16 protein-coding genes and 1 pseudogene are annotated in these 14,056 nt (G+C 40.3%); 12 read left to right on the plus strand and 5 right to left on the minus strand.

The genetic code is table 11. From position 1 onward, the window contains the following. On the plus strand, positions 1 to 877 hold an 877-nt coding region (locus tag CO050_00145), incomplete at its 5' end, for an AAA family ATPase (GenBank protein PJC32321.1). A gap of 50 nt (positions 878 to 927) precedes the next feature. Next, positions 928 to 1,188 (plus strand): hypothetical protein, encoded by a 261-nt coding sequence (locus CO050_00150; GenBank protein PJC32322.1) that lies wholly within the window; start codon positions 928 to 930, stop codon positions 1,186 to 1,188. A gap of 41 nt (positions 1,189 to 1,229) precedes the next feature. Here the strand turns inward: CO050_00150 and CO050_00155 are convergent, their stop codons facing one another. Further along, entirely contained in the window at positions 1,230 to 1,772 is a 543-nt protein-coding gene (locus tag CO050_00155) for a hypothetical protein (protein ID PJC32323.1), read from the minus strand. Positions 1,773 to 1,787: 15 nt separating this feature from the next. Next, the gene (locus tag CO050_00160; protein ID PJC32324.1) at positions 1,788 to 2,081 is read right to left on the minus strand and encodes a hypothetical protein; all 294 of its coding nucleotides are present in this window, start codon (positions 2,079 to 2,081) and stop codon (positions 1,788 to 1,790) included. A 19-nt stretch (positions 2,082 to 2,100) separates the two neighbouring features. Between CO050_00160 and CO050_00165 the strand changes: the two genes are divergently transcribed. Both CO050_00165 and CO050_00170 read left to right on the plus strand, forming a co-directional pair. Further along, positions 2,101 to 2,817 carry a hypothetical protein gene (locus CO050_00165; protein ID PJC32325.1) on the plus strand — a complete coding sequence of 239 codons (717 nt, stop codon included), beginning with the start codon at positions 2,101 to 2,103 and terminating at the stop codon, positions 2,815 to 2,817. Between the two features lie 15 nt (positions 2,818 to 2,832). Further along, positions 2,833 to 3,066 carry a hypothetical protein gene (locus CO050_00170; protein ID PJC32326.1) on the plus strand — a complete coding sequence of 78 codons (234 nt, stop codon included), beginning with the start codon at positions 2,833 to 2,835 and terminating at the stop codon, positions 3,064 to 3,066. A gap of 8 nt (positions 3,067 to 3,074) precedes the next feature. On the opposite strand, the gene CO050_00175 is transcribed toward CO050_00170, so the two are convergent. The 3 genes from CO050_00175 to CO050_00185 are packed head-to-tail and all read right to left on the minus strand — an operon-like array spanning position 3,075 to position 5,837. Beyond that, a complete protein-coding gene (locus CO050_00175; protein ID PJC32327.1) occupies positions 3,075 to 3,617 on the minus strand; it encodes a hypothetical protein in 543 nt (180 codons plus the stop codon). 19 nt (positions 3,618 to 3,636) lie between these two features. After that, entirely contained in the window at positions 3,637 to 4,881 is a 1,245-nt protein-coding gene (locus CO050_00180; GenBank protein ID PJC32328.1) for a hypothetical protein, read from the minus strand. Between the two features lie 5 nt (positions 4,882 to 4,886). Next, positions 4,887 to 5,837: a hypothetical protein gene (locus CO050_00185; protein PJC32329.1), complete on the minus strand. Its 951-nt coding sequence runs from the start codon at positions 5,835 to 5,837 to the stop codon at positions 4,887 to 4,889. Positions 5,838 to 5,902: 65 nt separating this feature from the next. Between CO050_00185 and CO050_00190 the strand changes: the two genes are divergently transcribed. The 8 genes and pseudogenes from CO050_00190 to CO050_00225 all read left to right on the plus strand — a co-directional run bounded on the left by CO050_00190 (position 5,903) and on the right by CO050_00225 (position 12,692). Continuing rightward, positions 5,903 to 6,313: a hypothetical protein gene (locus CO050_00190; protein PJC32330.1), complete on the plus strand. Its 411-nt coding sequence runs from the start codon at positions 5,903 to 5,905 to the stop codon at positions 6,311 to 6,313. An 84-nt stretch (positions 6,314 to 6,397) separates the two neighbouring features. Beyond that, the gene (locus tag CO050_00195) at positions 6,398 to 6,652 is read left to right on the plus strand and encodes a hypothetical protein (protein ID PJC32331.1); all 255 of its coding nucleotides are present in this window, start codon (positions 6,398 to 6,400) and stop codon (positions 6,650 to 6,652) included. Beyond that, positions 6,627 to 7,028 (plus strand): hypothetical protein, encoded by a 402-nt coding sequence (locus CO050_00200; protein ID PJC32332.1) that lies wholly within the window; start codon positions 6,627 to 6,629, stop codon positions 7,026 to 7,028. The genes CO050_00195 and CO050_00200 overlap by 26 nt, the downstream gene beginning before the upstream one ends. Before the next feature lie 124 nt (positions 7,029 to 7,152). Further along, complete coding sequence (locus tag CO050_00205) at positions 7,153 to 7,539, plus strand: hypothetical protein (GenBank protein PJC32333.1); 387 nt, start codon at positions 7,153 to 7,155, stop codon at positions 7,537 to 7,539. 135 nt (positions 7,540 to 7,674) lie between these two features. Next, on the plus strand, positions 7,675 to 7,962 hold the full coding sequence (locus CO050_00210) for a hypothetical protein (protein ID PJC32334.1): 288 nt from the start codon (positions 7,675 to 7,677) through the stop codon (positions 7,960 to 7,962). 70 nt (positions 7,963 to 8,032) lie between these two features. Beyond that, a complete protein-coding gene (locus CO050_00215; protein PJC32335.1) occupies positions 8,033 to 10,048 on the plus strand; it encodes a hypothetical protein in 2,016 nt (671 codons plus the stop codon). A 40-nt stretch (positions 10,049 to 10,088) separates the two neighbouring features. Then, a complete protein-coding gene (locus CO050_00220) occupies positions 10,089 to 11,363 on the plus strand; it encodes a hypothetical protein (GenBank protein PJC32336.1) in 1,275 nt (424 codons plus the stop codon). Positions 11,364 to 12,587: 1,224 nt separating this feature from the next. Beyond that, positions 12,588 to 12,692 (plus strand): annotated as a pseudogene (locus CO050_00225) (segregation/condensation protein A). Positions 12,693 to 14,056 lie beyond the last annotated feature (1,364 nt).

Consider the following 14,056-nt stretch of genomic DNA (forward strand, 5'->3'; position numbering starts at 1 on the left):
AAGCTCTCCTATTTTATTTTTGGACGAAATTCATCGCTTCAATAAAGCTCAACAAGATTTTTTGCTTCCCTTTGTTGAAGATGGTACGATTATATTTATTGGAGCAACGACCGAGAACCCTTCCTTTGAAATAATTTCCCCCCTTCTTTCACGTTGCCAAGTTTTTGTACTTAAGGAGCATACAGATGCCGATGTGGCAAAGATTGTTCAAAGAGGCTTAAAGGAATTGAGACTAAAAACTAAGCCGTCAAAATCTGCCCTTGATCTCTTGGGTTCGTTTGCTAATGGTGATGGCAGGCAAGCCTTAAATCTGCTTGAGACAACTGTAAAGCTATATGGAAAAGTTACAATTAATTCACTTAAAGAATCATTACAATCCAAGCATCTTCGCTACGATAAAAAAGCAGAAGAACACTACAACACTATAAGTGCCTTCATAAAATCGATGCGGGCCTCTGATCCAAATGCTGCTCTCTATTATTTAGCTCGTATGGTGGATAGTGGAGAGGATCCACAATTTATAGCGCGTCGCATGGTGATATTTGCCAGTGAGGACGTGGGAATGGCCCAGCCCACCGCGCTGGTGGTAGCAAATGAGGTGTTTAGATCGGTGGAGATAATTGGATATCCTGAGTGTGCGATAAATCTTGCGCATGGAGTGGTTTATCTGGCAACGGCCAAGAAAGATCGAGGGGCTTATGATGGGTTAAGAAGCGCACAGGAGGATGTAAAAAAATATGGAAATTTACCTATTCCAATGAGTCTAAGAAATGCTCCGACTAAGCTGATGAAGAATTTAGGGTATGGCAAAGGTTACCAAAAATATTCCAAAGAGAGTTTATTGCCAGATAAGCTAAAAGGGGAAAAATACGTTTAGAATTGGTTTTGTATGATTATTTTACTATAAGGTGATATAATAATCGTACAATGGCAAATCGAAAAGATGTTTACAGAGGTTGTAGAGAAACTGCTTATAAAGCTGTTGGTGCTTGTTTGGTGGCGGGAGGAACTATTTGGGCATTAAATGAAGGTCTTGATTACTTAAGGGATGCATATGGTAATCAACCACCATCACTTTCAGTTCCCAATGTAATAGAAAATGCTGCGCTTACGCCTGGAGCTGTACATGCTACTCAGGCTGAAGCTACGAGAGCTGCAGAACTTGGCACACCAACACCAGATCGTTAGCATAACTAAATAACATATAAAGGCTTCGCCTTTTAATGTTCCTATTTGCGCTCCAAACTCCTATAACACACTATAGCTAAAGATATGAGGACATTCAGGGATTTGTTGACTCCGTGCATAGGTATTTCAACTATCTGATCTGCTAACTTTAATCCTTCAGAGCCCACTCCCCTAGTTTCGTGACCGACTATTAGAGCCAAGGGTTCCTTCAAGTCCACTTCTGTATAAGGGGTGCTTTTTTTGTCTTGCTCTATGGCAACTATTTTTGTTTTAGGATTTATTTTATGAATTTCCAATACAGCTTGTTTAATAGTCTTATGATGGGACCAGGCTACCCAGCGGTGAGTACCCACACTAGCTTTGTGAATTTTATGCCCTACCTTAACATCATCCGGCGTATCGGTACTACCGATCAGATACATATGTCTACAGCCAACCGCATCAGCCAACCGAAACATACTGCCGGTATTAAAGGTGTCAAGAACATTATCTACAATAATAAATAGATCACGCCTCGGTATAGATTCAACTTCTTTTTGTGTAGGAATTTTATCTCTGAGCACTTTGGCGTCTAACCTTAACATAACCTATATTATAGCTTAGAAAGCGGTAAACCCTTCAGGAGTTCCCTCCAGATTGGCCGGAGGAGTTGCAATATCATCAGGGATAACTATATCAAAATTGTAAGGCTCCGCTGTTGGTTTTGGAGCTTGGGAAGCAGACATAGCTGGTTTTTCGTCTCCAATCGGTGGCTTAGTATCCTTAAAATCACTACCTCCCCGAAAAATTAGAAATATCAAGCCAAGAGTACTTGCAAAAAGGGCAGAAATAATGATAATCAAAAACGCGGAGTTTGTTGTCTCAGGACCTTCGGGTTGTTGATGAGTTGCCATATAATGTATATTATATACCATGCTTGAAAATATTTTGGCTCTTCTTATCGCTTTGATATCATTACTTTCTCCTCTCTCGTATAGCTCTCCAGCGGCCGCCCCCTCAATTGAATTTTCAGGAGATTTAGTAGAACTTAATTCATACCGTATTTACCTTACACCAGTTAAAGAAAGTGATGTATTACTAATTCCTAACTATTCCCAAAAAATGTCATCAGCTTTACTTATTAAAGATAATAACTGCAAAAAGGCAGTAAATGGCGGTTTTTATGATACGGATAATAGCCCACTAGGATTGTTAGTAGTAAACAGTAAACAGTTAGCAGATAGTAGTAACTCAAAATTATTTAATGGCTATGTCTGGTCTGAGAGAAACGGCCTTAACATAAGCTCTATTAAAAACTCAGTTTTTAATAAGGCTGATTTTGCCTTCCAAACAGGTCCCTACATGCAAAAAGATCTGCCAACAAAATTTGATAATACCAAATATGCACGGCGCATGTTGCTAACTAAAAGCGCTGATGAGACCGTGTATATGCTTGCAATTGTTGGTAAGGAAAATGATTTTGACGGGCCGACACTCGACCAGTTACACGAGCTTATATTTAAAGATTTGGGCAAATATAATTTTGTTTCGGCCATAAATTTGGATGGAGGATCAGCCTCTGCTTTTTATTTGGATGGGTTTATACTCCCCGAATTCTCCCCTGTTGGAGCTCTTATATGTATTAAGTAGTATAATATTTGCTGTATGACAATGGGTGCAAAAATAAAACTGGTCCTTACAATAATAGTTCTTGCGTTACTGGGGGTTATTATTGCGGTTAGTACTAGTCAGCGTGATTTAGTTAAGCCATACCCCAGGGAAGCTGATGTGCAGGTAATCTTTACCACGCCTTCAGAAAAAAAGGCGCAAGTGAAAGTAGTTGAGCCAACAGCAGAGCCAACTGAAAAATCTAAAGAAGCCTCCCCCTCAGCTACTTAAGTAAATTATTAATGAGAATTACCCTCTCCGCTATCCGTGCAATAGCTTAATGGATAAGTCACACCCTCCACTGCTACTGTGATACTAATTCTGCATGCATTGATTTTATCCAGACCTAATTCCTTTACTAGCTGTTCTTCTGCAAGTTCTTTGTATCGTTTGTCTGATACAACTATTTCAAATAGTTCTTTATTTTTTGTGAACAAGATTGTATAGTTATCCGTTTTTTCGATAACTGCATTCCCATTATTATCTACAGACTCAGAAGTATCATAAAAATTATTTACAGCAATTCCACTAAGAATAATGTCCCCATCCTCTGGAATGGGAGTAGGTGGTGATGTAGGGATTTCTTCATCAGGAATTACAGATATTTTTCCCAATTGATTGCCTGGATAAGGCGTAATTGTTGGTACAGATATAATTAATGGTTCCCCGTTTTCATTGGCTTTTTGATTCCTTGAAAGAAGCACGCTTAGCGTTGCAATCAAAAGGACCATGAAAAGAAATATACCCGTAGCTAAATATTTAAGTTTATTATCTTTTATCATTAATATTCATTTACACAAATTAACATTCATTCATTACTCTTTCTTTAAACATTTTTAAATAATTAATTCCCGGATCACTTTTTCCCTCCTGGAGCTGATAGTGTCCATAAACCTCCGTCTTAGAAATATTATAACGCTTAATTAAATCACAAGTAACCCTGATAGCCTCGTTCGTCTCGGCTTCAAGTTTTTTAAACTGTAAAGAGCCAGGATTTTCTAAAGTTCGATCAAACCAAGCTCCTGAAATCTCTAGATTAAAAGATCCAATATTATTATCTCCCCCCGCACACCAACCCATCTGAACTGTATTTGGATTTGAATAAAGGTCTAGCATTTGTATGGTTTCATTTTCATCAATCGCAAACTGACACGACCTTCTGGACTCAATTGGATTCCCATTTCTGTCCGTATCCCCTCTGTGCTTTAGTAAGTTCAGTTCGTTATACGTATCTTGAGCAGTAGACCAACCTCCTGACCAATGTACAACAATTACTCTTGGAGTCGAACATCTAAATTGATGTTCTAGATGCAAGTATCTGCTCTTATCTATAAATATCCTTTCGGAAGAAGGTGGGCATCCTTCTATCTGATATGCTTCTGTACTGAGGGTTATAATCGGTGAAGGATTGATACCATCTGGTATGGTATCATCTCCCCCATCTTCTCCAGGGCTGTAGGCAATATCATTACATAGCTCATATGGTAAGCCTAGGCCTCCTGGGCCTGAGCAATCTGCAATATCCTTATGAGATTCTAAAGCTCCTTTTCCACTACTGCCTGACAATAGCTCATTCGGGAAATAGCCTCTAAGGCCACCCGTATTGCTCTGGGTCCCAAGAAGATTATTTATAATACTTAATGGATTGGAAGCTTGCGAATACACACGTGTCCCCTGGTTTTGAGTGGTAGCATCCTTCACCTGGTCATGCAAAGCATATGGTAAATTATTTTTTTGTACGTGCTTACCCGACTCTCCCCAGCGACAAAATATTCCAATCGTACCACATATTCCACTAAACGCTTTATCTATAAAGCTTTCTTCCTTTGAAATAATTGGCCCACAGCCTCCCTCTTTGTTTCGCAACTCTTCGGGGCAGGATAAAGCGTCTGCACACTCTGTATCACCCGTTGCCTGGCGCTCACTTTTAATACCAACAATACCACTACACCGGTCTGTGCCTGGGTTGTATTCCTGAGCTAAGATTAGACTTGGATAGACAAAGATAGTGATTAAAAAAATAAAGATAAGGAGCTTCTTACTCATGGTCTTTAGTATAGCAAGATTCTTACCACCTCCACAAATCCAAAAACAGCCAAGATGATAAAGGCAACTGTGCCAACGTAGGCTATAAATGAGTTTCGAACAAAGGAAATAGTGTGGCGAGGAGAAACAAACAAAGCTATATTAAGCAAAGCGTGAGCACCAAATATTCCAACAGCAAATCCGTAGATAGTAACTAAACTAAAGGCAGGCACATATCCAGCAAAGTCATCAGCCCCCAACAGAATAGGAATAGTGAGCGAAAACATTAATAATTTACCCCAGGAAACTGCTAACTTCTCCCCTGTCTCCTCATCTTCAAGCCCCCTAAACACCTCCCCTAGTCCAGGTAAAACGCGCCGTAAAAGAGGGCCTTGGATTTTATTAATGAAGCTTAGTGGTTTTTCAACTAGATTATATAAAAACCCTAAAATTGAGGCCTCTTCTTGCCAATGGTTAAAATGCTCCAGTCCCACGAATGCCAGTTCAAGTAAAACTAATGAAGAAAACGCAATCATAAAAGCTAGAAGAAAATTTATTTGAGCTACGAACAACCAAAGCAAGAGTATTGCTATGGTACCAAGAGCATTTCCAAGGGCTGTTCCAAGCTCAATTGCAATGCGATTCTTCCAGCCTGGGTATAGATGCATTAAGCGGCCAATAAAAATTCCAAAATCTACTGAAGTCTTAAAATAAATAAGCGCTCCAAAGACAATAGATGAAATATGCAGCGATAAATCCAGATTAAATCCGTGAACGCTATTTACCCAAGTTAACAGGTCGTGCAAACCAAGGGAAAGCAAAATAAATAATATTACAGCGAGTGTTATGGGAACCACCTGCCTTAAAAAAATATTATTAGTGATTTGTTCATTGTGAACTGCTTCCTCTTTCCTATTTAAGTGTGCACTTCTAGTATATCCAGATGAATACGAAGGCGCCTGATTATCTAAGTCCATATGTATATCATAATCTATTTTTCAGTGCCTTGACATATCTTTCATAAATTTAGTATTATCCGATTATGACAAAAGCATCAACCAAGAAAAGTAACAAAGTTCTTACAGAAGCCCGTGTAAGAAAAATTGTTAAAGAGGAAATACAGCATCTGGCTACTAAGGATGATATCAAGAATATGGCTACTAAGGATGATATCAAGAATATGGCTACTAAGGATGATATCAAGAATATGGCTACTAAGGATGATATTCGACGACTAGATAATAAAATCTGGATGACTGAGCAAAACTTTGACCAGAAGCTTGATGATAAGTTTCGCCATTACATGGATATGATATTAAGAAGTCAAGATAAAGTAGTCAAAGAGCTCGCGGATATGCGCGATGAATTTGACACAATGGTTGGCTACAGAGATCAACTTGAAGATCATGAGACTAGAATAGAATCCCTTGAAAGTCGAGTCTTAATCCAGTAATCCCCTACTTATAAAGACCCGATCTTTATATACAAATGTAATACTGATTGACAAAAGTAATACATTGTATTATAATCGTTACATATGCAATTAAGCACAATAACACAAAAAGGTCAGGTTACAATTCCTATTCAAATCAGAAAGTTTTTACAAGTAACAGCAGATAGCCAAGTGGTGTTTATTAAGGTGGCTAACAAAGTAGAGCTTCACAAAGCCGTAGATATTGTTCAGCTTAAAGGTTCCATAGATACGACTAAAAAGTATTCAGATAAAGAGGCGGATAAGTCGGTTGCAGATTATCTGTCAAAAGATCATGCAGACAAAATCAAAACTTCTTGATGCAAATATAATTCTTCGCCTGTTGACGGAAGATAGCTCAAAACAAGCTGAGGCGGTTGCCAGTTTGATTAGAGATGCTCGTCCAAATGAACTAGAATTACCCGATGTTGTTTTGGCAGAAATCGTCTGGGTATTGCAGTCATATTACAGCCTTAAAAAACCTGCAATAATTACTAGTCTTCGGGCTCTTATTGAAACAAAGGGCATTAAATTAAATCGTGAACTGCTTGGGCTTATAATTTCTATATACCAAGATAATAATATTTCTTATATTGACGCTTACCTTGCCGCCAGATCAAAGCTGGAGAATAAACTTTTATATACATTTGATCAGCGCCTAGAGCAAATTACAGGCTCCAAAGGCAAAACACCATAAGTAAGTACAAGACTAAGCCTTCCATTTCATGAAGGGCTTAGTCTTTTACGATAAAATCCCACGACTGCCCCGGATATAAATAAAATCCTTGACACATCTTTCATAAATTTAGTATTATTTAGTTATGATAAAAACACTTACAGAGGCTCGGGTGAGAAAAATTGTTAGAGAAGAAACAAGTCATCTAGTCACGAAAGAAGATGCTAAACAGTTTTTAACTAAGGAAGATGGAGAGAAATTTGCTACAAAAAAAGATTTAATTGGTTTAGCTCGAGGAACAGAGCTTGATGAGTTAAAAATTGAATTTAAAGATAACCTTGCTAAGTGGAAAGACGAATTATTTACTAAAATTGATGCCGTGTTAGGAAGGTTTGATAAAGCGGAGACCGAGAGAATTATTCTGCAGGAGCGCGAGCGATCAAACAGCAAGAAAAATGGCCACCTCAAAGCTCAGGTTCATGATCATGAGAATAGAATTGAAATCTTCGAAAAACAGGTGTTAATCCAGTAACCAATAAGCGAGTATAAGGCTAAGCCCTTCATGTAATGAAAGGCTGAGCCTTTAATATTTATAAGCGTCTGTTGAAAATTACTACAGGGTCAAACCCTGTTTGACTAATCCGTAAAACAAAGTTAATATAGTGTAATGTTGACTAAAAAAGATCTTAAATTAATAGCCGAGCTCTATAATGAGTCTCGCAAGGAGTTCGCGCGTGGATTTGGTCAGTTGAAAGAGGAAATGAGTCAGTTGAGAGAGGAAATGAGTCAGTTGAGAGAGGAAATAAAAGATCGAATCTATAAATCTGAAGATAAAATACTCAAAGAACTTGCTGATATGCGAGATGAACTAATAATAACTTCAGGCTATTCCGACCGCCTGGAAAATCACGAAGAAAGAATTGAAAGTCTTGAGAAGCAGGTGTTAATCCAGTAGTCCTCTACAGTTGAGTTTAGAGTGGGTTTTAGGTAAACTATGAAACAATTGATATGATATGTAAAGTCCTATGTCACAAGAAACCGCTGATCCTATAATAAGTCATCAGGCTGATCTGGATTTTCAGGCTCTACAGGGTTTGAATTTAAACCCAGAAATAGCTAAACCACTCGGTGCTCTCCCGTTTACCAGGGGTGATGATTATCCAAATGTTGAGATAGCTGTGATGGAGTTGCCTGGTGGACCAAATCAAAAAGAATCTGCAAGTGCAGTCGTGCAGGCTGCAGATGCTCTTTCATCAGATAACAATAGGCCGGTGGTGGTAGTAGATTTAAGAAGTTTTGGTCAATCTCATGGAGCATTCGCTTCTTCTTTTGATGGGAAGGGTATCCACTATCTTGCACCAGGATATGAAACTCGCTACAGGGCAACGATGGGGAAAAAATCAAGTACGCCAACAGATTTCTATCAAGAAGATGTTTACAAAGATGTTGATGAATATATTCAACAACTACCAGTAACTATAGCCACACATTTCAGTAACCAAGAAATGAAGACACGCACTGACATGCAAGTTAAAGCAGTGGTTAATCACTCAAGAGTTATTATTCTGGCAGATGAAAAGGCAGCAAGTGAGTATGCTGCTCACTTAAAACAGAGAGTTCAAGACAAGCCTGAAAATACTCATAGAATCAATTCAGATAATATTTGTCATAGTTGTGGTAATGCTATTTATCGTGGAAGAGCACCAGTTTGCCCCGCCTGCGCAACGTTAGTAATTACTCTAGATCAGTTGGATGCAGAGTTAGGAGCTAAATCAGCTCCTCCCCAACCAGATGAAAGAGAATGGGTAAGAGGAATGGGCATACATGCTATGGATGGTGGATTTTCAATGGCAGGGATTGATATTCCATCAAGACCTGAACTAGACTCTGATCCAACTACTTTCGCTACTGATAGGTTTGCAGGTATTATTCAGTGGGATGGGAATGCAAGACAAGTTCTTGGAAAGCAAAGCTTTACTGATTATCTTGATAATATTTATGACGAAGCTAATGCAGGCGGTATGAATCCGCATAGCGCACTAGAACATGCAATTTCAGAGTTAAGCAAAGCAATGCCTGGAGTCAATATAGTTATGAGCTTGATTAGTGATGGCTATGGTTCAATAATAGGAAGTACGGGTACGATGATGGATTCGGTGATATTTAGTGATCACAATATGCCTCATTATCATAGTAAGTATTCAGGAAAGCCAAATCCAGCTAAGGTTGTATACTCAATAGGAGGCGCAGTCGATAAACTTCCAGTTACGAATATTATTATGTTTAGTAGCTCAGCAAGAAATTTAATCCAAGCAGAACTTGATTCTCAACAATTTAGAAACCTATTTACTAATCCAGCGAAGGGGGAGAATATTTCTAGTCCTATGCATCACTTGGCAGATGTACTTAAGGTAGCTAAGCTTGACCAGCCAACAGCAATTGTAGGAATGTCTAATTCTGAAAGATTATCAGTTGCCCCAGCTATAGCCCTCGAACCCTCCCCCACCCCAGAGCTGTTGACTAAACATATTGAAGGCTGGCAAATGTTGTTTCAAACGACAGAGGGGCCATGGGAATCTCTTGGAGAGGCAAGGCAAGCTGAATTAGAAGAAAGATTTATGGAAACCATTAGAACATATACTGCTCTAAGCAGTGCCCCTGAAGCAGAGAGACCCGCAAGTGATCTTATGGCATCAGCAGTTAATACCCTTGCCGCTGTTGCTGCTTTTCGCCCTGAGCTGGCAGGCAAACTTGCCCAGAGGGTGGTTGATGGGATTGAGCTTGTACTCGGTAACCCAACAGATGCGGATCTTAATACAGCAATCGTTTATGTAAATGATGTTACAAAGCAGATTGCCCAGGACCCAACACGCGCAGCTACTCTTGTATCTTCAAACCTGCAACTAAGCTTTGCAAGAACTATGGTTATATTGGCAGATAGGCTTAAAAATGTCCCAGCTCAAGATCGGATTACATTTGCTAAAAATCAGCTGGCCAGTCCTCTGTATTACATTCCTGGATTGCTAGAGGGTGTTATTTAAAAACTGGTATGAGAACTGTATTTGAGATATAATTTAGATAATGGTACAAGAAACTGTTGAAGCTATTCCCCAACCTCATAATGAGCTATTAAGCTCTGCATTTTCTTATGGCTCTGCCACCCCCGGCTCCCAGTTGTTTTGTGATGGAGCCAGACTTGCTGATGATAGCTTGATTAGGGATGCCTACTATGGAAATCTGTTTCGAGGTTCTGTAGACACCATGCGTCAAGTTGGAGCATTGGATGATGCAGTTTTTATTCATAGCCCCAGTGGCGAAGCTCAAGCTGAAGATCATCCAGGTATTGACCTGTTGGTAAGTAAATATAAGGAAGCTGCAATATTGGCTGCGCGGGGAAGTAGCCGTGGAAAAAGATTTGAATGGGACCTATCAAACTACTATGACAAAGATAAAGACCCACTCAAAAATTCTGATCTAGCTTGTGCTGATGTTCGAGATGATCTTGCAAATGTGGCCTTAAAGGGAAATGCTAAAGCTGTCCACGTATCAGAAGGCGGGGCAAGTTTTGTTAGTACAGATGAACCCGATGAAAAATCAGGAGTATCTGTAAATAGTGAGAGTATACAGCTGAAAATGGGAGATAGGATACTACTTATTACTGGTTCTGCAGTTGAGAAAGTTACAGCAATGACGGGAGCTCAGATTGCCGAATTATCTAGCTCTCCACAAAAAATAAAAGCTCTAGTTGCCGAGCTTGGTGAAAGCCAGGGAGCAATTACGGTTATCGAGAATAGGTTTGATGGTACCCCAGCTATTCTAAAGCAATTTGAAAAAGTAATTGAAAAGGGCGAACAATGGGCAGAGTTACCGGACGCGGATAAACGCACTGCCACAGGCGCACTTATGCGCACTCTTGAATTGGCAAACTTAGATAAAGAAAAAGGACCTGACCAGGCAGCCCAAATAATAGGTAAATTTATCCAGCTGGGTAAAGGAGCTCTGCCTGACTTGATGGTTCAATTAGGAATAAGGTGGGAAATACCAAGTCAGGATGAATTTGATTTTGCTACAAACTTATATCATGCTGGTCAGCTTGATGCCGTTATGGCCTATGCTACTGCCAATCAGATTACTGATGTGAATAGACTTCCGGAAACAATGAGAACAGCATTTACAACAAACTTTAGTATGTTTTTATTGGCAATGGAAAATGTGGACAGACAAGACCAAGCAGTAGGTGCGTTTGGAGCTGTACTTGGGACTTTTCCGGCTTATATTAAGCAAATGGCTGATAGAAATTTATTGCGTAGTAGTTGGAATAATAAGCTGAGATATTTGAATAATCCATTAGGTTAAGAGATAATAAAATATATGAGTGATCGAGAACCACAACCAGCAGGAGCACCAATATTTACTTTCGGTGGTGCTAGTGAGGAGACCAGGACAGGTATAGCTGGAACAACTGAGGCAGTAGGCGCTGGAAATCCATTTATGAATCTTTCAAATAGCACTGCAGCTCCGTCAATTCCAGATAGTGAGCCTGTGGTTACTACAAGTCCACAACAACCAGCTGTCAATGCGGCGCCTCGGCCACAGCATCCAATTTGGGCTTCTGATCCAGCAGATAGGAATACCCCGCCAGTTCGAGAAAAAAAATCTTGGAAGGATTGGAGGCCTTGGAAAAAGAGTGAACCTTCTTCAGCTTCAGAAGTTCAACCAGCTCTTGCTCCCCCAGCTCCTGCTACAGGTGGTTTGGGTATAGGTGTGGATGTTGTTAAGGCAGTTGGTGTTGAACTACCCAAACGAACAGCGCTACTTATTAATGAAGCCATTACAAGAATAACTCTGGCTGGTGAAGGCAGATATCAACTGGCTGGAATTGCAACTGGAGTTCTTGCAGATGTAGGTGCTGAACTGGCTGGTCAATATTTGCAACAATATGGAGTCAATACAACTGCGATTAGGATGTGGAAAAATGCTGCAGCTTTAAGTTTAAGCACTGTAGTACATTCTGTTTTTAATATGGAAGGAATGAAAGCTGCTGCTGCTGGTGATATGATGAGACTATCACAGATAGAAAATCGTCGTGGTAAGGTTGCATCATTTCTGGGTGGACTTGCGGTGGAGTCAGTTGGGTCAGCTGCCCAAATGGCAGGTTCTAGATTTATCGACCAAGTTCAACATACGGGTGCTGGTGAATGGCTTGCTCGTGCAGTTGATTTATCTCCAAACTCTGAGTTTTCTCAAGGTGAAAATGGTGTAATTCATGTGGGTGCTGTTGGTGGTAATGATGCAACATTGGGCGAGTTGGCTGCTAATCTGGATGGCAACTATCGTAATAACTTCTCTGCCGAAGAGCTAGGTGGTGTCATTCATCAAAATTCAGAAGCTATAAATGGAGCAATTAATGAGCTAAATGATGTGACGGATACTGAACCAATCAGAGGTGCGTTTGATCGTGTGATGGGTTATTCTGGGGAATTTACGGAAGACTATACAGAAAGTATGTACAAGAATGATCTTAGATTGTTAGCAAATGGTGTGTCATTAACATCAATAGATTTCACACCTCCAGCTTTGCCCGAGCCAGCAGCAGAACCAGAACAGGCTAAGGCACCTGAACCTGCAGCGACAGTTGCACCAGTACAGTCTACAGAAACAGCTACACCTGAACCAACTGCTACTACGCCAGTAGAAGAAGATATTGAGCCTCCAGCAGGAGAACCTGCAGACAAAGTAGTTATAGAATCTACTACCTCAACTGGAGCATCTGTAGAGCGGGCTGAGGTAGGACCTGCGATTGAAGTCTTTCAAACAGAGGGTGATGAATGGATGAAATCTACTGAGAGTCTTATTAATAAACTCGATCAAATTTTTGTCGATCAAGATAATGGACTAACTGACGACCAACGTGCACAGGTTAATTATCATAGAAATAATCTGCGTGAATTTGTTACAGGAACCGCATTACCTGATGCTGATTACCGAACTGGAGTGGGATCACCTGTTGATCTTCCAACTTTGGTTTCATCGATTGATAACCCTGAACTTGCACAGATAGCAATTGCTAATGAAGGAGAGAGACTTGATGCCTTAGGTGCAATGCAGGACATGTTAATACAAGATCTTGAGGCAGACCTATCTGAAGCACAAAGCGGTACACAAGCTATAACTGTTGCAGAAAATCAGACTGCTGCTCAAGCACTAGAGCAGTCCAAAGGTGATGCATTTAATCCAACTGATTCTAATTCCCTGCCTCAGGGTGGAAATGATTCATACATTGCTCAGATTCAGGAAAGGCTGGATCTTGAACGCGAGATTAAGACTGAGATAGATCAACGACAGATTGCATTAGAACAAGTCAAAAACTCAAGTCCGGATAGTACAAAGCAAGCAGATAACTGGTTCCAAGCTATACATGGTAGCCCAGCAGAACCAGAACAGGCTAAGGCACCTGCTCCCGCTGAAGCGGTTATTCCTGCTGTTGATGTAGCAAAAGCAGATGCTTCGGGGGTTACTGTAACAGAAAATACAGATGGAGTTACACAGGTAGAGGTTACTACTGATGACAAAACTTTATCAGACGTGCGGGCAAGGGTAGGGGCTAATGCTAGTTTTGATTCACAAGTTAATTTCATAGTAGCAAATCAGGAAGCCATTCGGGCTGAGATAAATGAATTACCCGATGGATCACAGGAGCGCGTTGCCGCGCAAACTGCCCTAGACAGAGTTATAGCTAACCCACCATGGGGAGGTGATGGTGATCCTAGGGGTACAGATTTTCAGACTTTGGGGCAACTTCCTCTGGAAAAAGGAGATACTTTTGTAGCACCAGCAGCGGCCGTAGAGGCTAATGCAGCGCCTGCACAATCCATAGTTGCAGAGTCTTCTAAACTAGATGATCAAGCAATTAGGATATCAGAGCAAGATGGACAACAAAAAGCAGAAGTTGCTGGAGAAGATGGAGCGACACTAGCCACGCTACGTGAAACTGCCCTACCGGATGCGGACCTTGCTGGGAAAGTAAATTTTGTAGAAGCAAACTTTGA

This window comes from Candidatus Roizmanbacteria bacterium CG_4_9_14_0_2_um_filter_38_17 (genome assembly GCA_002788855.1).
GTDB lineage: Bacteria > Patescibacteriota > Microgenomatia.

Coding starts and splice junctions, on each gene's coding strand:
- CO050_00215 (PJC32335.1), top strand. CDS start 8,033: ATGTCACAAGAAACCGCTGATCCTATAATAAGTCATCAGGCTGATCTG.
- CO050_00205 (PJC32333.1), top strand. CDS start 7,153: ATGATAAAAACACTTACAGAGGCTCGGGTGAGAAAAATTGTTAGAGAA.
- CO050_00155 (PJC32323.1), bottom strand. CDS start 1,772: ATGTTAAGGTTAGACGCCAAAGTGCTCAGAGATAAAATTCCTACACAA.
- CO050_00220 (PJC32336.1), top strand. CDS start 10,089: ATGGTACAAGAAACTGTTGAAGCTATTCCCCAACCTCATAATGAGCTA.
- CO050_00210 (PJC32334.1), top strand. CDS start 7,675: ATGTTGACTAAAAAAGATCTTAAATTAATAGCCGAGCTCTATAATGAG.
- CO050_00195 (PJC32331.1), top strand. CDS start 6,398: ATGCAATTAAGCACAATAACACAAAAAGGTCAGGTTACAATTCCTATT.
- CO050_00170 (PJC32326.1), top strand. CDS start 2,833: ATGACAATGGGTGCAAAAATAAAACTGGTCCTTACAATAATAGTTCTT.
- CO050_00175 (PJC32327.1), bottom strand. CDS start 3,617: ATGATAAAAGATAATAAACTTAAATATTTAGCTACGGGTATATTTCTT.
- CO050_00185 (PJC32329.1), bottom strand. CDS start 5,837: ATGGACTTAGATAATCAGGCGCCTTCGTATTCATCTGGATATACTAGA.
- CO050_00160 (PJC32324.1), bottom strand. CDS start 2,081: ATGGCAACTCATCAACAACCCGAAGGTCCTGAGACAACAAACTCCGCG.
- CO050_00165 (PJC32325.1), top strand. CDS start 2,101: ATGCTTGAAAATATTTTGGCTCTTCTTATCGCTTTGATATCATTACTT.
- CO050_00180 (PJC32328.1), bottom strand. CDS start 4,881: ATGAGTAAGAAGCTCCTTATCTTTATTTTTTTAATCACTATCTTTGTC.
- CO050_00200 (PJC32332.1), top strand. CDS start 6,627: ATGCAGACAAAATCAAAACTTCTTGATGCAAATATAATTCTTCGCCTG.
- CO050_00190 (PJC32330.1), top strand. CDS start 5,903: ATGACAAAAGCATCAACCAAGAAAAGTAACAAAGTTCTTACAGAAGCC.
- CO050_00150 (PJC32322.1), top strand. CDS start 928: ATGGCAAATCGAAAAGATGTTTACAGAGGTTGTAGAGAAACTGCTTAT.